Origin of the sequence: Streptomyces sp. NPDC059452 (assembly GCF_042750035.1) — a bacterium.
Lineage (GTDB): Bacteria > Actinomycetota > Actinomycetes > Streptomycetales > Streptomycetaceae > Streptomyces.
In genome coordinates, this window is sequence record NZ_JBHYVE010000001.1 from 412,276 (window position 1) to 434,451 (window position 22,176).

The window sequence follows — 22,176 nt, forward strand, 5'->3', positions numbered from 1 at the left end:
CTCCTCCTTCGGCATGGGCGGCACCAACTGCCACATCGTCCTCACCGAAGCCCCCCCCCCCCCCCCCCCCCCCCCCGGCGGCCCCGGCCCCCCCCCCCCCCGGGGGGGGTCCCCCCGCCCCACCCCCGCCCCGGGCCCCCCCGCTTCTCGGTGTTCCGGGGATCTCCCAAGGGTGCCGGGACGGTGAGGGACCCGCCCCAATTCCCTTATAAATCCCCGGAGTTGGTCATGCCATCCGGATCAGCGGCTGTCGCTGGCCCGCGCTCCGGCGGCCGCCCGCCCCGCCTCCAGGCGCGCCACCGGGATACGGAACGGCGAGCAGGAGACGTAGTCGAGGCCCACCTCGTGGAAGAAGTGCACCGACTCCGGGTCGCCGCCGTGCTCGCCGCAGACGCCGAGCTTGAGGTCCGGGCGGGTGGCCCGGCCGGCCGCCACCGCGCTGCGGACGAGCGAGCCGACGCCGTCCTTGTCGATCGTCTCGAACGGGGAGACCCCGAAGATGCCCTTCTCCAGGTACGCGGTGAAGAACGAGGCCTCCACGTCGTCGCGGGAGAAGCCCCACACCGTCTGGGTCAGGTCGTTGGTGCCGAACGAGAAGAACTGCGCGGCCTCGGCGATCTGGGCGGCCGTCAGCGCGGCGCGCGGCAGCTCGATCATGGTGCCGATGGTGAGCTTCAGGTCGGTGCCGGTGGCCGCCTGGACCTCGGCGATGACCCGGTCGGCCTCCTCGCGGACGATCTCCAGCTCCTGGACCGTGCCGACGAGCGGGATCATGATCTCGGCGCGCGGGTCGCCCTTGGCGTTCTTGCGCTGGGCGGCCGCCTCGGCGATGGCCCGTACCTGCATGGCGAACAGGCCGGGGATGACGAGCCCGAGGCGCACCCCGCGCAGGCCCAGCATCGGGTTCTGTTCGTGCAGCTTGTGCACGGCCTGGAGGAGGCGCAGGTCGTTCTCGTTGGCGTCCTTGCGGGACTCCGCGAGCGCGACGCGCACCGACAGCTCGGTGATGTCGGGCAGGAACTCGTGGAGCGGCGGGTCGAGCAGCCGTACGGTGACGGGCAGCCCGTCCATCGACTCGAACAGCTCGATGAAGTCGGCCTTCTGGAGCGGCAGGAGCGCGGCGAGGGCGGTCTCGCGCTCGTCGTCGGTGTCCGCCAGGATCAGCTTCTCGACCAGCTCGCGGCGCTCACCGAGGAACATGTGCTCGGTGCGGCACAGACCGATGCCCTGGGCGCCGAAGCGGCGGGCCCGCAGGGCGTCCTCGGCGTTGTCCGCGTTGGCCCGCACCCGCAGCCGGCGCACCCGGTCCGCGTACGCCATGATCCGGTGCACGGCGGCGACCAGCTCGTCGGCGTCGTCGGCGCCCGCGTGCATCCGGCCCTCGAAGTACTCGACGACCGGGGAGGGTACGACGGGTACCTCGCCCAGGTAGACCTTGCCGGTGGAGCCGTCGATCGAGACGAGGTCGCCCTCCTCGATCACCTTGCCGCCCACCGTCATCCGGCGGCGCTTGGTGTCGACCTCCAGGTCCTCGGCGCCGCAGACACAGGTCTTGCCCATGCCGCGCGCCACGACCGCGGCGTGCGAGGTCTTGCCGCCGCGCGAGGTCAGGATGCCCTCGGCGGCGATCATGCCTTCGAGGTCGTCGGGGTTGGTCTCGCGGCGGATCAGGATGACCTTCTCGCCGGAGCGGGACCACTTGATCGCGGTGTACGAGTCGAAGACGGCCTTGCCGACGGCGGCACCCGGCGATGCGGCGATGCCCCGGCCGAGCAGCTCGGTCTTCGCCTCGTCGTCGAAGCGCGGGAACATCAGCTGCGCGAGCTGGGCGCCGTTGACGCGCTGGAGGGCCTCGGCCTCGTCGATCAGCCCCTGGTCGACGAGCTGGGTGGCGATCCGGAAGGCGGCACCGGCGGTGCGCTTGCCGACCCGGGTCTGGAGCATCCAGAGCTGGCCGCGCTCGATGGTGAACTCGATGTCGCAGAGATCCTTGTAGTGGTTCTCCAGCGTCTCCATGATGCCCATGAGCTGGTCGTACGACTTCTTGTCGATCGACTCCAGATCGGCGAGCGGCACCGTGTTGCGGATACCGGCGACGACATCCTCGCCCTGCGCGTTCTGGAGGTAGTCGCCGTAGACGCCCTGGTGGCCGCTGGCCGGGTCGCGGGTGAAGGCGACGCCCGTACCGGAGTCGGGACCGAGGTTGCCGAAGACCATCGAACAGACGTTGACGGCCGTGCCGAGGTCGCCGGGGATGCGCTCCTGGCGGCGGTAGAGCTTGGCGCGGTCGGTGTTCCACGAGTCGAAGACCGCGTTTATGGCCAGGTCCATCTGCTCCCGGGCGTTCTGCGGGAACTCGCGTCCGGCCTGGTCCTGGACGATCTTCTTGAACTGCTTGACGAGCTTCTTGAGGTCGGCCGCGGCCAGGTCCGTGTCAACGGTGACCTTCTTGGCCGCCTTGGCGTCCTCCAGGGCCTCTTCGAAGAGGTCGCCGTCGACGCCCAGGACGGTCTTGCCGAACATCTGGATGAGGCGGCGGTAGGAGTCCCAGGCGAAGCGCTCGTCGCCGGACTGGGTGGCGAGACCGGCCACCGAGGCGTCGGAGAGGCCGATGTTGAGGACCGTGTCCATCATGCCGGGCATGGAGAACTTGGCGCCGGAGCGGACGGAGACCAGCAGCGGGTCGTCGGCCTGGCCGAGCTTCTTGCCCATGCGCTCCTCCAGCGCGGCGAGGTGCGCACTCACCTCGTCGCGGAGCGCCTTGGGCGCCTGCCCGCTCTCCAGGTAGACCTTGCAGGCCTCGGTGGTGATGGTGAAGCCCGGAGGGACGGGGAGACCGAGGTTGGTCATCTCGGCGAGGTTGGCACCCTTGCCGCCCAGAAGATCCTTCAGATCCTTGTTGCCCTCGGTGAAGTCGTAGACGAACTTCTGGGGATCTTTGTTTTCCGACACGGGTCTCGACTCCTCGAGGACGCGGTGGCTGCCCTGACGGCGAGGAACATACCCAGATCGAAGGTGTATGGGTACGTCCACTTGGTCGTCATGCGGCCGCAACCACCCGTCCGCCAGCAGATCTAAAGACACGTTCCGGCAATCGGGCCGCGACCCTCCGTTCAGCTCTTGAAGGCAGCATGGTCGTTTCTTGACCCAGGGCACTCATGTGAGCGGGCCTCTCCGCACCTGAGTACACTTCCCGAAGGTTGCGACCTGGCACTGAGTGCCAGGTCTTCCAGAAGTGCAGCCACCGTCATTACGCTCATCTGAGCGCACCCCCGATCAAGGGTGGCGCGAATCACGCTGGTTTCGGACCCTGGATTTCAGGATTCGGACGCCTCAGGACGCCTCAGGCAGTCACTCAGCACCCCGAGGTCCACCTCTTCCAGGCTACGGGCGAACGTCCGGCCCCGCCCGGGGGCGACCGGCAGCAGCGAGGGGACCACCAGCACCGCGCACCCCGCCGCGTCGGCGGAGGCCGTACCGTCCGGGGAGTCCTCCACCGCCACACAGGCCGAGGGCTCCGCCGCGAACCGCTCGGCCGCCGCCCGGTAGGGGTCCGGATGCGGTTTGGTCCGTACGGTGTCGTCGGCCGACAGCGTGAAGGCGAAGTCCACCCCGGCCAGCGACCCGGCCACCACCGCGTCGACCACACTCCGCGGCGAGGCGCTGACCAGCGCGAACGGCACTCCGGCGCCCTCCAGCGAGGCCAGCAGCGCGGCGGCTCCGGGGCGCAGCGGGGCGCCCGCGTCGACCTTCCGGAAGAAGGAGTCGGTCAACTCGGCGGCGGTACGGGCCAGCGCGGCGGCCCGGTCGTCGGCGGTGGTGCCGGGAAGGGCCGAGGCGTCGCCCCCGGCCACCTCGATCAGATGAGCGGCGGTGTCGGCGACGGCCCGGCCGACGACCTCCGGCGCGTCCGCGTCGGTCAGCCGGTGGCCGAGCCCGGCCGCGACCTCACGGGCCGTCTCCCACCACAGCACCTCGGTGTCGACGAGCGTGCCGTCCATGTCGAAGAGGACGGCGGCGGGAACGGGGGCGGCGACAGGGACGGAGGGGACACCGGCGGAGGTCTTCACGCGTCCACCTCGGCGTCGGTGGCCACGGCTTCCGGCGCCGTCGTCTCCCGTACGGGCACGACGAGCACCGGGCGGCGGACCGGGGTGACCCGGGCCCGTACGCCGGGAGCCAGCTCGGTGGCGTCCCGGGAGGCGAGGTCGGCCTTGACCGCGACGCCGTCCGGGAGGTCGAGCAGGACCCGGGTGACCGAGCCGAGGAAGGAGGCGGAGACGACCCTGGCCGTACCGTCCGGGTCGGCGGTGACGCCGATGGACTCGGGCCGGATCAGGACGTCGACCGCGCCCCGGCCCGCGGGAACGTCACCGTCCACGGGGAGCGTGGCGCCCGCGACCTCGACGGAGCCGTCGCCGCTCAGCCGGCCCGGCACCCGGTTCATGGTGCCGACGAACTCGGCGACGAACGGGGTGGCGGGGCGCTCGTACAGCTCGGCCGGGGGTGCGCACTGCTCCAGGCGGCCCGCGTTGAGGACGGCGACCCGGTCGGCCATGGACAGCGCCTCCTCCTGGTCGTGGGTGACGAAGATCGTGGTGATCCCCAGCGCCAGCTGGAGGCGGCGGATCTCCTCGCGCAGGGTGAGCCGGACCTTGGCATCGAGTGCCGAGAGCGGTTCGTCCAGGAGCAGGACGCGGGGGCGCAGGGCGAGCGCGCGGGCCAGGGCCACGCGCTGCTGCTGGCCGCCGGACATCTGGTGCGGGAAGCGGTCGCCGTGGGTGGGCAGTCCGACCAGTTCGAGGAGTTCGTTGGCGGTGGCGTGCCGCTCGGCGGTGGCGACGCCGCGCATCCGGGGGCCGAAGGCCACGTTGTCGCGGGCGTTGAGGTGCGGGAAGAGGCTGTAGGACTGGAAGACCATCCCGGCGTCGCGCCGGTTGGCGGGGACCGGGGTGATGTCCTCGCCGTCGACCAGGACCTCGCCGGAGTCGGGCTGCTCGAACCCGGCGAGGACCCGCAGCGCGGTGGTCTTGCCGCAGCCGGAGGGGCCGAGGAGGGCGAGGAGCTCGCCCGGTTCGGCGGTGAGGTCGAGGCCGTCGAGGGCGACGGTGGGGCCGAACGCCCGGCGCAGGGAGCGGAACTCCACCCGGGCTCCGGTGGTGTCCCGCCCGGCGGCGGAGGCTGAGGTCCCCGTGGTGCGCGGCGGCTCGGGGCGGCCTGCGGTGGCGGTGGGCAGGGCTGACATGGGTGGCTACTCCTTGCCGGGTACGGGGGTGGGGGCGGTGGCGGCAGCGGCGGAGGACCCGGTTCCGGCGCGCGAGAGGACGAGCAGCAGGGCCCAGGTGATGAGCAGGGAGAGCAGGGATACGGCTACCGACATCCGGGCCTCGGCGCCGGAGACGGTGACGATCCACACCGCGAAGGGCCGGAACCCCAGCAGCGAGGCCACGGTGTACTCGCCGAGCACCAGCGCCAGGGTCAGGAAGGAGGCCCCGGCGAGCGAGGAGCGCAGGTTGGGCAGGATGACGCTCACGATCACCTGCAACCGGCTCGCCCCGCAGTTGCGGGCCGCCTCCACCAGCGTGGGCACGTCGACCGCGCGCAGCCCGGCGTCCAGCGAGCGGTGCACGAACGGCAGCGCCAGCACGGTGTAGGCGAGGACCAGCACGACCGGGAACGACTCGTTCTGCACGGCCAGGAAGGTCTGGTAGAGCGGGGTGCGCGAGAAGTGGTCGGGCCCCCAGCGCAGCACGGTGGCGATGCCGGTGACCAGGGCGATCGGCGGCACCACCAGCGGCATCATGCAGACGATCTCGACGACGGCCCGCAGCCGGGGCGGCCCGAGCCGCACCGCGACGAGCGCGGGGACGACGAGCAGCAGGGCGAGCGCGATGGTGGCGGCGGCGAGGGAGAGCGAGAGGAACAGGCTCTCGGTGAAGCCGTCGGCCGACAGGATGCCGCTGTACGCCTCGAAGGTGAGGCCCTGGTTCGGTACGTGGACGGTGAAGACGAACGAGGAGAGCAGCGGGGTGACGAAGTAGAGCCCGGCGATCGCGAGGACGGCTCCGCGCCAGTAGCGGGGGCGCGTGCGGCGGGGCGCCTTCACCGGGGCGGCGGCCTCAGGGCGCGCAGTGGTCGTCAGTGCAGCCATCGGGAGCTCCGTCGCTGGAGGGGCAGATAGACCGCCATCACCAGTCCGGCGATCACGATCATGTCGAGGCTCAGCGCCAGGGCCACGTTCTCCTGGCCGACCAGGACGTTCCCGGAGAGCGCGTCGGCGATCTTCAGGGTGACCAGCGGTACGGAGCCGCCGACGAGGGCGGCGGCCGTGGCGTGCGCGGCGAAGGCGCTGCCGAAGAGCAGGACGAACCCGCCGAGCAGCGAGGGTGCGAGCACCGGCAGTCCGACGTGGCGCCAGTACTGCCAGGCGGTGGCGCCGTTGTTGCGGGCGGCCTCGCGCCACTGCGGGCGCAGCCCGTCGAGCGCCGGGACGACGACGATCACCATGAGCGGGATGAGGAAGTAGAGGTAGATGACGGTGAGTCCGGTGAAGGAGTAGAGGTTCCAGCCGAGCGCGTCCAGGTGCCCGAGCTGCGTGACCACACCGGAGATGCCGAGGGTGGCGACGAAGGCGAAGGCCAGCGGGATGCCGCCGAAGTTGGCGAGCACCCCGGAGGCGGTGAGCACGGCCCCGCGCAGCGCGGCGCGCCGGGAGGTGACGACCGCCTGGGCGATCAGCACCCCGCAGACGGTGGCGATGGCGGCGGTCAGCGCGGAGAGCTCGACGCTTCCGGTGAGCGAGGTGAGGTAGGGCCCCTGGAGCGAGCGCTGGAGGTGTTCGCCGGTGAGCTCGGTGGTGCCGGAGACCGGGTCGGTACGGGTGATGGCCCCGTACAGCAGGGCCCCGGCGGGCAGTCCGAAGCAAAGCCCGGCGAAGACGAGCAGCGGGAGCGCGCCGAGCCAGGCGCGGGGCGGCCGGCGGCGGCGCGTACGGCCGCCGGCCTTCACAGCGGCCGCCCCGGGTCCCGGGGCGGCGGTCGGGTGGGAAGAGGTCATCAGGAGACGGCCTTGTCCCAGTTCTCGGAGAGCGTGGCGTTGGCCTTGTCGAGCTCCTCGGAGGAGGGGAAGGTCGGCGTGCCCTCGACCTTGGGGAGCTTGGTGACGAAGGTCTTGTCGACGGTGCCGTCCTCGGTCATGGCGGGCAGCAGGACCGGGCGGGCGTACCCCTTCAGCCAGAGGTTCTGGCCCTCGGCGCTGTACAGGTACTCCATCCACAGCCGGGCGGCGGCCGGGTGCGGGGCGTCCTTGTTGATGGCCTGCGAGTAGAACTGGGCGTACACGCCGTCGGTCGGTACGGAGACCTTCCAGTCGACGCCCTTGCCCTTGAACTGGTCGGCGTACCCGGCGTTCAGGTAGTCCCAGTCGATGCTGATGGGCGTCTCGCCCTTCTCGACGGTCGCCGGGGTGGACTCCACGGGGATGAAGTTGCCGCTCTTCTTCAGCTTGCCGAAGAAGTCGATGCCGGGCTGGATGTCCCCGAAGGAGCCCTTGTTGGCCAGGGACGCCGCGTACACGCCGCCGAACGCGGAGCCGGACTTGGTCGGGTTGCCGTTGAGGGCGACCTTGCCCTTGTACTCGGGCTTCAGCAGGTCGGCGAAGGTCTCGGGGCAGTTCTTGATCCGGGCGGCGTCGCAGCCGATGGAGACGTAGCCGCCGTAGTCGTTGTACCAGCGGCCGTCCGCGTCCTTCTGGCTGTCGGGGATCTTGTCCCAGGACTCGACCTTGTACGGGGCGAAGAGGTTCTCGGCCGCGCCGCTGCGGGCGAAGGCGATACCGAGGTCGAGGACGTCGGGGGCGCGCTTCTGGCCCTTGCGGGACTTGACGGCGGCTATCTCGTCGGAGCTGGAACCGTCGGGGTTCTCGCTCTTGATCTTGATCTTGTACTTCTCCTGGAAGCTCTTGATGATCTCGCCGTAGTTCGCCCAGTCCGGCGGCAGGGCGATCACGTTGAGCTCGCCCTCCTTCTCGGCGGCGGCGACCAGCTTCTCCAGCCCGCCGAAGTCGGCGACCGAGGTGGCCTCGGAGGACTTCACACCGTTCGCGCCGGTCTCGGCCTTCTCCTCGGGCGCGGCACCGCAGGCGGTGAGGGCGGTGAGGGCCGCGGTTCCGAGGGCGAGGGCGGCCACGGTCCGGCTGTTGGCTCGGATACGGGGGCGGGGTCGGGCTCTGCGCACGGTAGGTCTCCCGGGAGCGAAAAGTTTGGGCCACTTGTTCATACAAGCTGGCATCAGTTCGCCCGGCCCAGGTGTCGGGAAAGTTAACGTCCCATGTCCACTGCCACAAGAGGGCAGGAAGAGAAAAGCCCACTATCCAGGGGATGTGGTAGATAACGACCTCGCATCAAAACGCGTGGCGCCGACGCTAGAGTGAGCGGCAGGACCGTCACCGACGAGCGGACCTGTACACAACGCGCGGTTTACATGAACACCTGAGGGGAACACGTGGGCGCTACGCGCTATCGGGAGATCGCCGATTCGCTGCGGTACGCCATTCGTACCGGCACCTACCCGCTCGGCTCCCGCCTCCCGTCCGAGAGCGACCTCGCCACCCGCTGGGAGGTCTCGCGCGGCACGGTCCGCCAGGCGGTGGCGCTGCTGGCCTCCGAGGGGCTGATCGGCTCCCGCCAGGGGGCGCGGCGGGTCGTCCTGCGCCAGGAGCGCCGCCAGAGCTTCCAGCAGCTCAACAGCTTCGCGCAGTGGGCGCAGGCGATGGGGTGCGAGGTCACCAGCCGCATCCTGACCCGTACGGTGCGGACCGCGACCGACGAGGAGGCCGAGCGGCTGGACGTGGCGCCGGGCAGCGAGGTGCTGTACGTGCTGCGGCTGCGGTGGCTGGACGGGGAGCCGGTGATGGTCGAGCGGACCGCGTACGCGGACTGGGTGGCCCCGGCCGTCCTGGAGCTGCCGGAGGACTGCGTCTCGATCATGGACAGCATCGCGGAGCGGGCGGACATCGTCGCGCACTACGGCGAGCACCTGATCGACGCGGTCGCGGCGGGCAGCGAGGACGCCCGGCTGCTGCGGGTCCGCCGGGCCAGCCCGCTGCTGCGCCAGCGCCACATGACGTACACGGCGGGAGGCCGGGCCATCGAGTGGACGGACGACCGCTACCGGGCAGGCAGCGTGGTCTTCAACGTGATGAACTCCGCGGCGGCGGCCCCGCTGGAACGGCGGGCGGGGCCGGACGTACGGGGGTGAACTCCACCCGGGGGCTCAGCCCCCGGAGGTGTCCAGCTCCGCGTCGGCGCTGACGCCCGAGCAGTCGTACGGGTCCTTCAGCCAGCCGTCCGGCAGGACGACCCGGTTGTTGCCCGAGGTCCGCCCGCGCGGCCCGTCGGCGCCGTCGGGCCAGGGCTGGTCGAGGTCCAGCTCGTGCAGCTGCCCGGCCAGCTCCTCCAGCGAGGAGGTGATGGCCAGCTTCTTGCGCATCTCGGAGCCGACCGCGAAGCCCTTCAGATACCAGGCCACGTGCTTACGGAAGTCGATGACGCCCCGTGCCTCGTCGCCGATCCACTCCCCCAGCAGCGTGGCATGGCGCACCATGACGTCCGCGACCTCGCGCAGGGTGGGCGCGTGCCGTTCCGTACGCCCCTCCATGGCGCTGACCAGATCGGCGAAGAGCCAGGGCCGCCCGAGGCACCCGCGGCCGACGACGACACCGTCGCAGCCCGTCTCCCGCATCATCCGCAGGGCGTCATCGGCGCACCAGATGTCCCCGTTCCCGAGAACGGGAATCTCCGGGACGTGCTCCTTGAGCCGGGCGATGGCGTCCCAGTCGGCGGTGCCGCCGTAGTGCTGGGCGGTGGTGCGCCCGTGCAGGGCGACGGCCGTCACCCCCTCCTCGACGGCGATGCGCCCCGCGTCCAGGAACGTGAGGTGGTCGTCGTCGATGCCCTTGCGCATCTTGATGGTGACGGGCAGCTCCCCGGCGCCTGTGACGGCCTCCCTGAGGATGGCCCGCAGCAGGGGCCGCTTGTACGGGAGCGCGGAGCCGCCGCCCTTGCGTGTGACCTTGGGGACCGGGCAGCCGAAGTTCAGGTCGATGTGATCGGCCAGGTCCTCGTCCACGATCATCCGCACCGCCTTGCCGACGGTGGCGGGGTCGACCCCGTACAGCTGGATCGAGCGCGGGGTCTCGGCCGCGTCGAAGTGGATCAGCTGCATGGTCTTCTCGTTGCGCTCGACCAGCGCCCGCGTGGTGATCATCTCGCTGACGAACAGCCCCTTGCCCCCGGAGAACTCCCGGCACAGCGTCCGGAAGGGGGCATTGGTGATACCGGCCATGGGCGCGAGCACCACGGGCGGCCGCACGGCGTGCGGGCCGATGCGGAGCTGCGGGAGGGCGGGGGCGGGCGTGGTCATTGCTCCATTGTCGCGTACGCCGGAGGGGTGCCGGTCTCGCGCGGTGGCGTACGCGGAAGGGGGCGGCGGTCCCGCGCCGGAACTACCCCTCGGTACCCCCGGATGTTATGGGCCGCTGGCATTGGTGGACCGGCACGGGCTCCTCACATACTCCTGTGGACGGCAGGTTGACGGGCCACGAACAATCCGGGACCACTCGTGGGACCGGGCCGCCCGCTCCCTTCCGTACCTCCCACACCTCCCACACGAAGGACCCCCCATGGCTTTCCCCCGCACCTTGGCCGCCGCAGGCATCGCCCTCGGCATGGCCATCGCCGCACCGGCCTTCGGCTCCACCGCCGCGGCCGCCCCGAACCCCATCGTCGGCGGCGAACAGGCCACCTCCACCTACTCGTTCATGGGCTCCATCCAGGTCAACGGCGGCCACTACTGCGGCGCCTCGCTCATCTCGCCCGGCTGGATGGTCACGGCCCTGCACTGTACGTACGGCAACGGCGCCCTCCCCGCGTCCGCCCTGCGGGTCCGCATCGGCTCCAACGACCACCTCAGCGGCGGCACCCTCGCCGGTGTCTCGCAGATCGTCCGCCCCTCCAACAGCCAGAGCATGGCCGGCCAGGACATAGCCCTGCTCCGCCTCAGCAGCCAGGTGGCCCACACCCCCGTACCGATCACCGCCGCCACCCCGGCCGACAACTCCGCCACCCGGCTGCTCGGCTGGGGGCAGACCTGCCCGCAGCGCGGCTGCTCCTCCGGCGCGCCCCGCTACCTCAAGCAGCTCGACACCAAGGTGCTGCCCGACAGCTCCTGCACCGGCATGGTGAACAGCCGCGAGCTGTGCATCGCGGGCACCACCTCCAACACCGCCTGCTACGGCGACTCCGGCGGACCGGCCCTGGTCAACCGTAACGGCCGCCTCGAACTGGCCGGCGCCACCAGCCGCAGCGGCTCCACCAGCAGCACCTGCGGGGTCGGCGGCGCCGTCTACACGGACCTGGCCGCCTGGAAGTCCTGGATTCAGCAGCACACCGGCGCCCTCTGAGCCCTGACCTCCCGAGGCGCCCGGCCGCTCCCCGTAACGCCGAACGGCGACCGGGGAGCGGCCGGGCGCTTCATCCGGCACAGCCGCCCCGCACTCCCCACCGCACCCATGGACATGACATACGCGGTGAACTAGCCTCATTCAGCCATGGACCTGGAACTGCGGCACTTCCGCATTCTGCTGGCGATCGCCGAAGCGGGCAGCCTGACCAAGGCCGCCGCCGCCCTGATGCTCTCCCAGCCGGCCATGACGACCCAGCTCCGGCGGATCGAGGCGTCGTTCGGCCAGCCCCTGTTCGAGCGCTCGGTTCGCGGCGTGGCACCCACACGCGCGGGCGAACTGGTGATCTCGCACGCCCGGGACGCGGTGACCAGCGCCGACCGCATCCGCAGCTACCGCATCCGGCCGACCGCCGACCTGGAGCCGGTGACGGTGGGCGGCTGCTCCGGTCCGATGCTGGGCCATCTGACGCTCCATCTGCCCGCCACGCTGAGCAACCCCGTGAGCTTCGTGCAGTTCGTCTCCACAGGAGAGCTCCTGGGCCGGGTCGGCGACGGGACGATCGACGCGGGGTGCCTGGTCGACCTGGACGGTTTCGGCGCGGCCCCCGCCGAGGAGGTCCTCGTCGACGTGATCGGACTCGAACCCGTCGTGGTGATTCTCCCGGCCGGGCACCCGCTCGCCGGAAAGGAGCGGATCGACCTCGCGAGCCTCGCCGAGGAGACCTGGCTCCTGCCGCCGAACGATCCCGGCTGCGACGACTACGGGGCGCTGGCCGACGCCTGCGGAACGGCCGGGTTCACGCCACGGATCTCGCCGCACCGGATCGGGGACCTGAGCATCCTGTGCGACCTGGTCGCCCAGGGCATCGGCCTCACACTGGCTCAGGGATCGGCCAGAGCCCGTGAGGGCGTGGTCATGCGAAGACTCACGGGCGACCCCCTGCTCGGGAGACACCTGCTGGCCCTGCACCGGGTGTCACCCCTCATCGGCGCCCGGCCGCTCCTGCTCGATCTCGTCCGGGACGCCTTCACGACCCGCTGCGCCAAGCGGGACTGACGCCCCACTGGCACCCGGGCGAGAAGCGGCCCCGTCCACGGGCGTCATGACCGACCGCGCCGCGCCTTGCGGGTACCCCGGTCGCCGGCCGCGCTGCCGGTGACCGCCGAGCGGCCGCGCTGATCCGGCGGGTCGTCACCGTATCGGGCCTCCCGGGTCAGCGGGTGCGGAAGCGGCGGAAGAGGTTCCGGGCCACGTACACCCCGGGGCTGACCCGACCGCCTCATTACAGGTGGTTCCGGGTGGTCCCCGTGAGGCGCGTTGACGTGACAAGCCACCGCTCGACACCCCGACCGCTCCGCCCCGAGACTCGTCCTCACCGAACGGACCGGGCGGGGCAAGCCCGGCCGGAGACCACCGCCGAGCCACCAGGAGAAGCCATGCCCCCGCTGCCCGAGGAACGCCACCCCCGCGAAGGCCGCCCCCTGACTCCGAAGGGCGGCGACGAGCGCGCTCACCCCGTGAGCTATTCCACCTCCACCTCCCGCACCCGCCGGGCCTGGTGGCGGATCAGGTCGGCACTGCGGCTGCCGGTGAGGGCCGGGCGGCGTCGGCGGTAGATGCGGGCGAGGCCGGGGGCCGGAGGGCCTGGGGCACGGAGAGCCGGGGGCGCGGAGAGCCGGGGCGCGGAGGGCCTGAACCGTGCCCCCATCCGCGGGTGTTATGACCGACCGGCATGGGACAGAGTCCGCGCGGCAGCGGGATACTCCCGAACGGAACGACTTGACCGTACGCCAACAAGGCGGGCCTCCGCTCGCTCCTGAAGGCCCCCGGCGCCCCCACCGCCGCCGTCTCCCCCACGGAGACCGGCCCAGCGAAAGGTCCCCCCCATGCCCCGCTCGAAGTGGCTCGCAGCCGTCGGCACCGCCGCGGCCGTCACCCTGCTCATGGCACCCGCCGCACAGGCCGCGTCCACGCCCGGGACGGCCGCGCCCGCCGACGTATCGGCGGCCGTCACGACCCTCTACTACGACGACACCCGGGCCCGGGGCTGGGAAGCCGCCATCACGGCCGGAGTCGCCTCCTGGAACGCGAACACCACCAACGTCAAGCTGGCAAAGGCCCGGCCCGGCACCCGCGCCGAGATCCAGATCATCGCCACCAACGGCTGGCCGCAGGCCACTCTCGGTCCGGTCCGTCCGGGCGGCCAGGCCCGGGTGGAGCTCGGCAGCCAGGCGGTCACCGAGGGCCACGACAAGACCCGTATCGCCGCGCACGAGATCGGCCACAACCTCGGCCTGCCGGACACCAAGCCCGGTCCGTGCTCCCAGTTGATGTCGGGCTCCAGCGCCGGGATCAGCTGCAAGAACTCGGTCCCCAACGCCACCGAACGGTCCCGGGTCGAGTCCTACTACGGCGGCCGCGCCGCCACGCAGATCCCGGCCGACGGCCGCGTGCTCGTCGACGCGCCCTGACCGGGGCGACCGCCCTGACCGGCCCGGGTGGGGAGCCCCACCTTGCCGGGCACTCGCTCTTCGGGGCCTCACTCACCGGCCCCGGCCGGTACGCCGCTACCGCACCCAGGTCGTCGCGGTAGCGGCTGTCGCCGGTTGAGCGAGCACGGCCGACGGGCGGACCGTGTCACGCGGGCACTTTCCGCGTTCCCCACAGGATCCGGACGGCGCTGCCGCTCGGAGCGATGGTGACGGATTCGGTGGGCCCGAGTTCGATCCGGGCGACGCTGTCGGCCTCGGCTCCGCAGCGGATGTCCGCCCTCGGAGAGGAGGCTTCGGCGCTCTGCCGGATGACGACGTGTCCTGCTCCGCCGCAGGTGACGACGAGACGGGTGACACCCGCTCCGGGACGGGCGACCACGCGGAACTCGCCTTCGCCGGCCGGACCGAGAGTCGTGTGCTCCGGGCGCCAACCCGGCTCCATGTGACGGAGGAGTCGTTCGACCAGCTCGGCCTTCGTGTGCTCACTCGTGCCCTCGCTCGCGTTCTCGCTGCGGGCGTCCGGCTCGCGAGAGGGGCTGTGCGCTGACGACAGACAGGCCGCCAGCACGACAGCCAGGATCATCACGACGAGAAGAGGCCACAGGACCGAAGGCCGGGGTGTGCGCTTGTCCAATGGTGTGTCCCTGAGTTCGCGGCGGACCTCAGGCAGGGACAACTTGCCTGTGAGGTCAGCCCGTTGACGCCAGATCGGTCAGTGCGGAGACGATCAGAAGAGTGGCCTGCTGGTCGTACGCCGCTTGGGTGGCGAGTTCGTCGAAGGTCTCGCGGTAGAGCCGGGTCTCGCTGGGTTGGGTGATCTGCAGGAAGGCGGATACGAGTTCCACCCGGACCTGCCTGTCGTTGAAGATCCAGAAGTCCTCGACGGGCCAGATCGCGTTGCGGTCGGCCGTCTGCGGGATGATGCCGAGACGAACGGAAGCGAGCCCGGACGCCTGGAGCAGATGGGCCAGTTGCTCGATCATGGTCTGCCGGTCGACGACCAGGTGCCGCAGGGCGGCTTCCTCCATCACTATGTGGAACTCGCGGTCCGGGTCGAGCAGCAGTTTCTTGCGGTGCATCCGGTTCTGGAGTGCGGCTTCGACGTCGTCGGGGCCGGGGCGGGGGCCGCCGCGGATCTGGCGTCGGCTCTGCAGCGCGCTGAGGACGGTGTGCGTGTAGTCCTCGGTCTGCAGTGGCGCGGGGATCATGCACTGGGCGTAGCCCTTGAACATGCGCGTTCCTTCCCAGTCGGGGTAGGCCGCGGTGTGCACCCGGGCAAGGCCGTCCCGCTCCACCTCCCGCCACTCCCGGTGCATGACGTGGATGCCGTGGGCGGCGTTGAGCAGGTCATCGGTCTGGTCCTCGGCGCCGCACAGCCTGGCCCACGTGGTGATGTCCGTATCGGAGGGCTGGACGCGCCCGTTCTCGATGCGGCTGCACTTGGACTCGTGCCAGCCGGCGGCCTGGGCCAGCGCGCGGCCGGTCATACCGGTGGATTCACGAAGGCTGCGCAGCTGCCTGCCGAGGGCGCGCCTGGCACTGTCGATGCTCGAAGACTTGGACACATGAACAGTGTGCGTTGTGCAAGGCTCCTGTGCCACCTACACGCCCCCGAAGCCTTGCACCATCACGCAAGCTTCACCCTAGGAAGCGATGGAGCCGCAGGAGCACGTGGTCACGCCCTCAGGTCTGGGGAACAGCGGGAGCAGCCGCTTGGGGAACTCGATCACGGTCTCGTGGTCCGGTACCGATATCGAGGCCAGGCGGGAGGCGTCCTGCACCTTCCAGGACTGGAACAGGTAGGTGTCCGCCTCGTCGTCGTAGTACAGGGTCGGGCTGTTGTTGTCCGGGCTCTCCGGGTCCTTGCAGAGCAGATGAAGTGCCACGTGCGCCTCCGTGAGATCGGGTGACGATGTGTTCTGAGCTTGAAGGAGACCAAGCCGCCTTTCCAGCCCGTGGCCCGCACTTGCAGAGCAAGTTTGTCGTAGGGAAGGGATCTTGCGAAAACTTGCGCACACATCGCGCCAACCGTTTGGATCCAGCCGCATCGCGTGCAACAGAGAGCACTGCCCTCGGGGGCACCGTGCCGTTCCGGGCGGGGAGACGTCAGAAGACGGACAACCCGGTCAGCGTGGTGAAGCGGTCCAGGGCCGACACGCCCGCCACCGAGTTGCCGCGCCGGTCGAGTCCCGGGCTCCACACGCACAGGGTGCAGACCCCGGGCACGATGGCGATGATCCCCCCGCCGACGCCGCTCTTGCCCGGCAGCCCCACCCGGTAGGCGAACTCTCCGGCCGCGTCGTACGTCCCGCAGGTGAGCATGACCGCGTTGACCTGCTTCGCCTGGCTGCGGGTCAGCAGCGCGGACCCGTCGGCCCGCACACCGTGCCGGGCCAGGAACCCCGCGGAGAGGGCCAGGTCCGCGCAGGACGCCTCGATCGAGCACTGCCGGAAGTAGGCGGCGAGCAGCTCGGGGACCGGGAGCGTGATGTTGCCGTAGGAGGCCATGAAGTGGGCCAGCGCGGCGTTGCGGTCGCCGAAGGCCGCCTCGGAGGCGGCGACTTCCGGTACGAAGTCGATGGCGGCGTTGCCGCTCTCGGTACGCAGCAGCTCCCGCACCCGCCCGGCCGCGTCCCCGGTCAGGGCCTGGAGCCGGTCGGTCACCACCAGGGCCCCGGCGTTGATGAACGGATTACGGGGCACCCCGTCCTCGTACTCCAGCTGCACCAAGGAGTTGAACGGGTTGCCCGACGGCTCGCGGCCCACGCCCCGCCAGAGCTGCTCGCCGTCCAGGGAGAGCGCCAGGGCCAGGGCGAACACCTTGGAGATGGACTGCGTCGAGAACGGCTGCCGCCAGTCGCCGACACCGTAGACAGTGCCGTCCGGCTCCGCGACGGCCATGCCGAACCGCCGGGGATCGGCACCGGCGAGCATCGGTATGTAGTCGGCAGGGGTGCCGTGGTCGTCGAGCGCGGCCATCTCCTCGGCGATGCGGCTGATCACCGCGCTGAAGCGGTGGGAGCGGTCGGAGCGGTCGGAGCGCTGGGAGTCGTCGGCGCGCGGAGTCGGGCTGCTCGCCCCGGAGGCGGCGGCGGAGGCGTGGGACACGGCAGTTCCTGACAGTGAGGTGAGCGAAGGCCCGGGGGGCGGAGGTGAAGCGGGGACCGCCCATAGTCTGACCCGCCCACCGGAACCGGCCAAGAAGCCTCCCGCGATGTGGTTCACCACCAGGCCGAGAACCTCGTACGCCCCGTGCTATCAGGCCACCTCGGCCGATCCCCCTGCGCACCGGCTTCCACCACGTGCACAATGCACCCGGCAGACTCAGTCGGATGGAATCCGGAGTGATCGATGCGGCAGCAGGACGGGCGGGACGGGCCGGACGGGGCCGACACAGAGCGACAGCGCGGCAATCGGGCCCTTGAGGCCCTGTACGCGGTGCTGCTGATCGCCGGTATCGCTCTCCCCTATGCCCAGGCCATTCCCTGGCTCGCAGAGCACGGACTCGATCTGCCCCGTCTGATCGATGAGATCTTCGCGACCCGAATTAGCAGCTTCTTCGGCTGGGACGTGATCGTCGCCGTCCTCGTACTGCTGACTGCCGTGACGGTCGACACGCGTCTGGCCAAGGGCCAGAAGGTCTTGGCGGCTCTCGGCGCACTCCTCGGCGCCTCGGTCGGCCTGCCGCTCTACCTCCTGCTACGCCAGCGCAACCTGCGCAAGCGCCCCGCTCCGGCCCCCCGAACCGAACTGTCCTGAGGCCGACTTGCCCCTGCGCGCATCAGGTGCCCGCTGTCCCCTCACCGAATCGGGCAGCCTGCATACGCCGAGCGGCCGTGGCGGCGTCACCCTCCGGCGTCCAGTCCTTGGGCCGACACCCTTGGAGGATGCGCTGGGCGGATGTCCATCCGGTCCACCGGGGAGCGTCCCAGCCAGGCGGCCCCGCCAGACCCGGGACCTCCAGATAGTGATCGATCCTGACGTCACTCCAGGCGTGGATGACCAGTCCATCACCGACGCACAGCCCCACATGACCCCAGTTCCGCGCCCGGCCGAGCATCTCGCCGCTGTAGTCGTAGAACACGAAGGCCCCGACCGGAGGCACCCCGCCGTTGTCCTGCGCCGCGTACAGACCGGCGGACTCGGCGGCGAAGTCGCCACCGAAGATCTCCAGGTGGTTGGGCCTCTCGTAGGCGTCCTCCACGAAGGCCAGACAGCGCGAGGCGTAGGACGTCGCCCCGAGGTGCCGCCGTGCCCAGGCGATGGCGTTCTCCGTACAGGTCGGTACGTCGTGCTCCACGGGGCTCCCTCGCTGAACCGAACGGGCGGGGACGGAAGGCTAGCCCGAACGGGTAGGGGCGTGCCATCCCCTTGTGGGCGGGGTCGGCTCGACAGCCCCTGGCAGCTGGTCACTTGCGCCGGAACAGATGGGTCACCGGACCCGAACTCCACCGGCGGGACCGCCACATGCGGGGTGTCGGCGAGGTCCGCGTCCAGGAACTGACGGTCACTCCACCGATCTGGGGTTCGTGCGCTGGTTGGCGTGGAAGCGTGCCTTCTTCTGACGGTTCCCGCATGTGTTCATCTCGCACCATTTACGGGTGCGGCTCCGGCTGGTGTCGAAGAAGGCGGCCCGGCAGGTCGGCGAGGCGCACAGGGCCAGCTTCCCGTCCCGCTCGCCCGCGATGACGCTGATCGCGTCGGCGGCGATCACCCCGAGGGCGTCTTCCACACAGGAAGCCGAGCTGAGCCGCCATCGCCGCTCACCCTCGGGCGTCAGGATCGCCGCGGCCCGGCCCTGGGCGCTGCGGTCGTTGATGACGTGGACAGCGGACGCGGGAAGGGCTTCCCGGATCGCGGCCGCCGTCGCGGCGGCGTGGATCGCCTCCCTCAGCTCCCGGGCGAGGTCGAGCTGCGCGGCGGTGCAGGAGTCCACGGCGAGGCCGCTCACCGTCAGCCAGTCGACGAGTCGGTGCGGAACCGGGATGCGCTCCACAGGCTCTCCCTGCCGCTCCGACAGAGTCCCCGTGAAGCTGGTAGCCAGCACACTGCCGAGGCGGAAGTCAGGGAAGCCAGCACGCATGGAACCACCTTAGCCGGTTGCAGCGCGACCCGGAGGGCTGCTAGAACCGTCTTAGCCGGTTCTACGGTGACTCGTAGCCGGTTCCTCGACGGCCAGGAGGTCTCATGCCCCGTCCGACCAGCGACGTGCAAGCATTCGAAGCCCACGCAACCGACGCCGACCTCGACGATCTGCGCGCACGACTGGCCGCAGCACGGCTACCGGAGGCCGAGACAGGTGGCCGCGCCGCGTCCGGCCCTCGCCGATGGGAACAGGGCGTTCCTCTCGCCGACCTCGTCGATCTCGTGCACTACTGGCGTACGGAGTACAACTGGCGGTCGTTCGAAGAGCGCCTGAACACGATCGGCCAGTTCCGCACCACCATCGACGGTCTGGGAATCCACTTCCTGCACCGCCGCTCCGCGCGCGCGGACGCCACTCCTCTGGTCCTGACCCACGGCTGGCCGGGCAGCGTCGCCGAGTTCGTCGACGTCGTGGACGAGCTGGCCGACCCGAAGGACGCGGACGCTCCCGCATTCCATGTCGTGGTCCCGTCGCTCCCCGGCTTCGGCTACAGCGACAGGCCGGCCACCACCGGGTGGGGCACCGAGAAGATCGCGGCCGCGTGGGTGGAGCTGATGGGAAGGCTCGGCTACAGCAGGTTCGTGGCCCAGGGCGGCGACTGGGGAGGCAACATCACCACGGTTCTCGGCGGCAGGTTCCCGGCGCACGTCCTCGGCATCCACACGACGTTCGCGGAGGCACCACCCGGACTGACCACGGACGGGCTGACGGCGGCCGAGCTCAAGTGGACCGAGGAGACCCGCCACTTCTGGCGCCACCGCGCGGCGTACGCGAAGCAGCAGGCGACCCGGCCGCAGACCATCGGCTACTCGCTCGTCGACTCCCCCGTCGGGCTTCTCGCCTGGATCCTCGACAAGTTCGCCGAGTGGTCGGACACCAAGGACAGCCCGTTCGAGACGATCTCCCGAGACCGCGTTCTCGACAACGTCACCCTGTACTGGCTGACGCGGACCGGCGCATCGGCGGCCCGCATCTACTACGAAAGCCACAACTCACTGGACCCCGAACTCCGGGTCGACGTCCCGTCGGCGATCAGCATGTACCCCCGCGACATCGAGAAGTGCCCGCGCCCCTGGGCGCAGGAGAGGTACCGGCAGATCGTCCGTTGGAGGTCCCCGGAGGCCGGGGGACACTTCCCGTCGCTGGAGGTCCCCGAGTATTTCGTCAGGGACCTGCAAGAGGGCCTGGCAGCGGTACTGGCCACCCACCGGTGAACGCGGCCCGGCAGGCCCGACACCACGCGAACCGGGCGTGCCGACCGCGAGGGCGCTTCTGGCCGGCCGACTACAGCCACCCGTACAGTGACGGGAACGAAAGAAGACGCACCATGGATCCCCGCACATCCCGCCTGCGTCGCAAGCTGGCCGCGATCCCGTTCCAACCCCTGCGCAGCCACTCCTTCGGGGAAGAGCAGCACGAGTTCCGCCTCGGTCCGAAGCCGGCGGAAACACGCGTCGCCGCGTTCGAGGCCGAGCACGGCATCGCTCTGCCCGACGCCTACCGGCAGTTCCTCACACACATCGGCGGCTCAGGCGCGGCGCCGTTCTACGGCCTCATGCCGCTGGAGCGGTGTTCCCTGCTGGTCATGAATCCGCGCGAAGAACCAGGGGCACCCCGCGGCTTCGACGACGCGGAACCCAGGGCCCACGGACGCGATCTCTTCCTCCACATCATCGAGATGGGCTGCACCGACGTATGCGTCATCGCGGTGACCGGCCCCCTCACCGACCGCGTCCTCACGGGTAACGGCGACGGGTACTGGGGCCCCAACGTCTCCTCCGCCACCGACTTCCTCGACTGGTACGAACGCTGGCTCGACCACATGAGCGCCGGACGCGACAACCGGGCCCTGGAACTCACCTCACCCCGGCTTCGGGCCCACCCGAACCGCCATCGCATGGCCCCGAAGACCTGACTCCCCGTAACCACTGCACGGAAGGTGTGCCGGAACCGTGGCCCCGGTGCGGGGCGCGGACCGAAGGGCGGGCAGGTCTCGGCCCGAGCGTGCGTGCCAGGCGTCGCGCGGCAGGCGGCAGTTTGACGACAGGCCCTAGCGGTCGGCCGTCGTCGGGTGCCACTCGCGGCGGAGGAGGCCGAAGACCCAGGAGTCGGAGACGTCGCCATTGACGACGCAGTCCTCGCGGAGGGTGCCTTCGTGGACGAAGCCGAGCTTCTCCAGGACCCGGGCGGACGCCACGTTACGGGTGTCGGTCTCGGCCTGGACACGGTTCAGGTCCAGGGTGTCGAACGCCCACCGCAGAACAGCGTCCGCGGTCTCCGTGGCATAGCCGTGGCCCCACGCGGCGGCATCGAAGACATACCCCAGGGACGCACTGCGGAAGTCCGGGTTCCAGCCGGTCAGACCGCACCAGCCGATGAACGCACCGTCGGAGACACGGTCGACGGCCACCCGCGCTCCCGCGCCCTCCTCCTCGATCCTCCGACAGGTCGCGAGGAAGCGCCGGGCGCGAGCCGGTTCGGTCCACGGCGGGGAGTCCCAGTAACGCAGCACATGGGCGTCGCTGTGCAGTGCGTAGAGCGGCGCCGCATCGGCATCGGTGAACGGCCGCAGCCGCAGGCGGGCGGTGCGCAACTCAGGGGTGGGCAGCGTCATGCGGAGCATCCTGCCGCGTCCCGCCCACCCCCGGCCATCCGTTTCCATCCGGACGGTCGGGGGGTGCGTACGTCCCCGATGGCACCGGGCGCGCGCCGCATGCGCGGTGACTCCTGATTCCGCAGCTCGCACCCGTCGAAGTCTGTGACAGCCGTCAGGCGGCGTCGAACGTCCCGGCCCGCACACCTGCCACGAACGCCGAGAACGCGGCCGTACGGACACCGACCACCGGGCCCTCCACGCACTTGGAGTCGCGGACCGGGACGATGCCGTGGGAGGCGGTCAGGTTGGCCGCCACCTCGATGCAGTCGCCACCGTTCGAGCTGTACGAGGACGTGAACCACTGCGGGTGCTCGGTCATCGCGAAGTGCCCTTCCGTAGCGGAAAGTTCCACCATGCACGAGCCCGAAGAGCAATGCCAGAGGGCCTATCACGCCTCTGTCTCCGGACAGCGGAACCGC

23 protein-coding genes are annotated in these 22,176 nt (G+C 70.7%); 7 read left to right on the forward strand and 16 right to left on the reverse strand.

Features of this window, described 5'->3' with window-relative positions; genetic code table 11:
• Positions 1–240: 240 nt before the first annotated feature.
• From ppdK to ACFW9Z_RS01915, 6 genes are all read right to left on the reverse strand, one after another.
• On the reverse strand, positions 241–2,952 hold the full coding sequence (gene ppdK, locus ACFW9Z_RS01890; protein ID WP_384632780.1) for a pyruvate, phosphate dikinase: 2,712 nt from the start codon (positions 2,950–2,952) through the stop codon (positions 241–243).
• A gap of 365 nt (positions 2,953–3,317) precedes the next feature.
• A complete protein-coding gene (locus ACFW9Z_RS01895) occupies positions 3,318–4,001 on the reverse strand; it encodes an HAD family hydrolase (protein ID WP_384633362.1) in 684 nt (227 codons plus the stop codon).
• 65 nt (positions 4,002–4,066) lie between these two features.
• Positions 4,067–5,245: an ABC transporter ATP-binding protein gene (locus ACFW9Z_RS01900; protein ID WP_384632783.1), complete on the reverse strand. Its 1,179-nt coding sequence runs from the start codon at positions 5,243–5,245 to the stop codon at positions 4,067–4,069.
• A gap of 6 nt (positions 5,246–5,251) precedes the next feature.
• On the reverse strand, positions 5,252–6,151 hold the full coding sequence (locus tag ACFW9Z_RS01905) for an ABC transporter permease (protein WP_384632786.1): 900 nt from the start codon (positions 6,149–6,151) through the stop codon (positions 5,252–5,254).
• Positions 6,139–7,056: an ABC transporter permease gene (locus ACFW9Z_RS01910; protein ID WP_384632789.1), complete on the reverse strand. Its 918-nt coding sequence runs from the start codon at positions 7,054–7,056 to the stop codon at positions 6,139–6,141. Before ACFW9Z_RS01910 ends, ACFW9Z_RS01905 begins: the two co-directional genes overlap by 13 nt.
• Complete coding sequence (locus ACFW9Z_RS01915) at positions 7,056–8,234, reverse strand: ABC transporter substrate-binding protein (RefSeq protein WP_384632792.1); 1,179 nt, start codon at positions 8,232–8,234, stop codon at positions 7,056–7,058. The genes ACFW9Z_RS01910 and ACFW9Z_RS01915 overlap by 1 nt, the downstream gene beginning before the upstream one ends.
• A 267-nt stretch (positions 8,235–8,501) precedes the next feature.
• Here ACFW9Z_RS01915 and ACFW9Z_RS01920 point away from each other — a divergent pair, with 267 nt between their 5' ends.
• Positions 8,502–9,257 carry a GntR family transcriptional regulator gene (locus tag ACFW9Z_RS01920; RefSeq protein ID WP_384632795.1) on the forward strand — a complete coding sequence of 252 codons (756 nt, stop codon included), beginning with the start codon at positions 8,502–8,504 and terminating at the stop codon, positions 9,255–9,257.
• 15 nt (positions 9,258–9,272) lie between these two features.
• Here the strand turns inward: ACFW9Z_RS01920 and dusB are convergent, their stop codons facing one another.
• The gene (gene dusB, locus ACFW9Z_RS01925; protein ID WP_384632798.1) at positions 9,273–10,421 is read right to left on the reverse strand and encodes a tRNA dihydrouridine synthase DusB; all 1,149 of its coding nucleotides are present in this window, start codon (positions 10,419–10,421) and stop codon (positions 9,273–9,275) included.
• Between the two features lie 259 nt (positions 10,422–10,680).
• On the opposite strand from dusB, the gene ACFW9Z_RS01930 reads away from it, so the two are divergent.
• Together ACFW9Z_RS01930 and ACFW9Z_RS01935 are read left to right on the forward strand one after the other, a co-directional pair.
• Entirely contained in the window at positions 10,681–11,460 is a 780-nt protein-coding gene (locus ACFW9Z_RS01930; protein ID WP_384632801.1) for a S1 family peptidase, read from the forward strand.
• 147 nt (positions 11,461–11,607) lie between these two features.
• Positions 11,608–12,519, forward strand: a complete 912-nt coding sequence (locus tag ACFW9Z_RS01935; protein WP_384632804.1) for a LysR family transcriptional regulator — start codon at positions 11,608–11,610, stop codon at positions 12,517–12,519.
• A 466-nt stretch (positions 12,520–12,985) separates the two neighbouring features.
• Here the strand turns inward: ACFW9Z_RS01935 and ACFW9Z_RS01940 are convergent, their stop codons facing one another.
• Complete coding sequence (locus ACFW9Z_RS01940) at positions 12,986–13,171, reverse strand: hypothetical protein (protein ID WP_384632807.1); 186 nt, start codon at positions 13,169–13,171, stop codon at positions 12,986–12,988.
• Positions 13,172–13,349: 178 nt separating this feature from the next.
• Between ACFW9Z_RS01940 and ACFW9Z_RS01945 the strand changes: the two genes are divergently transcribed.
• Positions 13,350–13,934, forward strand: coding sequence for a snapalysin family zinc-dependent metalloprotease (locus ACFW9Z_RS01945; protein ID WP_384632810.1), 585 nt, complete (start codon positions 13,350–13,352; stop codon positions 13,932–13,934).
• 166 nt (positions 13,935–14,100) lie between these two features.
• Here the strand turns inward: ACFW9Z_RS01945 and ACFW9Z_RS01950 are convergent, their stop codons facing one another.
• The 4 genes from ACFW9Z_RS01950 to ACFW9Z_RS01965 form a co-directional block, all read right to left on the reverse strand.
• Positions 14,101–14,538, reverse strand: coding sequence for a hypothetical protein (locus ACFW9Z_RS01950; protein WP_384632813.1), 438 nt, complete (start codon positions 14,536–14,538; stop codon positions 14,101–14,103).
• A 106-nt stretch (positions 14,539–14,644) separates the two neighbouring features.
• Positions 14,645–15,520 carry a helix-turn-helix domain-containing protein gene (locus tag ACFW9Z_RS01955; RefSeq protein ID WP_384632816.1) on the reverse strand — a complete coding sequence of 292 codons (876 nt, stop codon included), beginning with the start codon at positions 15,518–15,520 and terminating at the stop codon, positions 14,645–14,647.
• A 78-nt stretch (positions 15,521–15,598) separates the two neighbouring features.
• Positions 15,599–15,841 (reverse strand): hypothetical protein, encoded by a 243-nt coding sequence (locus ACFW9Z_RS01960; protein WP_384632819.1) that lies wholly within the window; start codon positions 15,839–15,841, stop codon positions 15,599–15,601.
• 220 nt (positions 15,842–16,061) lie between these two features.
• A complete protein-coding gene (locus tag ACFW9Z_RS01965) occupies positions 16,062–17,063 on the reverse strand; it encodes a glutaminase (RefSeq protein ID WP_384632821.1) in 1,002 nt (333 codons plus the stop codon).
• Between the two features lie 243 nt (positions 17,064–17,306).
• Between ACFW9Z_RS01965 and ACFW9Z_RS01970 the strand changes: the two genes are divergently transcribed.
• Positions 17,307–17,714: a DUF2834 domain-containing protein gene (locus ACFW9Z_RS01970; RefSeq protein ID WP_384632824.1), complete on the forward strand. Its 408-nt coding sequence runs from the start codon at positions 17,307–17,309 to the stop codon at positions 17,712–17,714.
• A gap of 22 nt (positions 17,715–17,736) precedes the next feature.
• Here the strand turns inward: ACFW9Z_RS01970 and ACFW9Z_RS01975 are convergent, their stop codons facing one another.
• Entirely contained in the window at positions 17,737–18,255 is a 519-nt protein-coding gene (locus ACFW9Z_RS01975; RefSeq protein ID WP_384632827.1) for a hypothetical protein, read from the reverse strand.
• A 207-nt stretch (positions 18,256–18,462) separates the two neighbouring features.
• Positions 18,463–19,038 (reverse strand): CGNR zinc finger domain-containing protein, encoded by a 576-nt coding sequence (locus ACFW9Z_RS01980; protein ID WP_384632830.1) that lies wholly within the window; start codon positions 19,036–19,038, stop codon positions 18,463–18,465.
• Positions 19,039–19,142: 104 nt separating this feature from the next.
• Here ACFW9Z_RS01980 and ACFW9Z_RS01985 point away from each other — a divergent pair, with 104 nt between their 5' ends.
• Positions 19,143–20,315 (forward strand): epoxide hydrolase, encoded by a 1,173-nt coding sequence (locus ACFW9Z_RS01985; RefSeq protein ID WP_384632833.1) that lies wholly within the window; start codon positions 19,143–19,145, stop codon positions 20,313–20,315.
• A gap of 113 nt (positions 20,316–20,428) precedes the next feature.
• Positions 20,429–21,016: an SMI1/KNR4 family protein gene (locus ACFW9Z_RS01990; RefSeq protein ID WP_384632836.1), complete on the forward strand. Its 588-nt coding sequence runs from the start codon at positions 20,429–20,431 to the stop codon at positions 21,014–21,016.
• Between the two features lie 135 nt (positions 21,017–21,151).
• On the opposite strand, the gene ACFW9Z_RS01995 is transcribed toward ACFW9Z_RS01990, so the two are convergent.
• Together ACFW9Z_RS01995 and ACFW9Z_RS02000 are read right to left on the reverse strand one after the other, a co-directional pair.
• The gene (locus tag ACFW9Z_RS01995) at positions 21,152–21,715 is read right to left on the reverse strand and encodes a GNAT family N-acetyltransferase (RefSeq protein ID WP_384632838.1); all 564 of its coding nucleotides are present in this window, start codon (positions 21,713–21,715) and stop codon (positions 21,152–21,154) included.
• A gap of 154 nt (positions 21,716–21,869) precedes the next feature.
• Positions 21,870–22,076 (reverse strand): DUF397 domain-containing protein, encoded by a 207-nt coding sequence (locus ACFW9Z_RS02000; protein WP_384632841.1) that lies wholly within the window; start codon positions 22,074–22,076, stop codon positions 21,870–21,872.
• Positions 22,077–22,176: the final 100 nt, after the last annotated feature.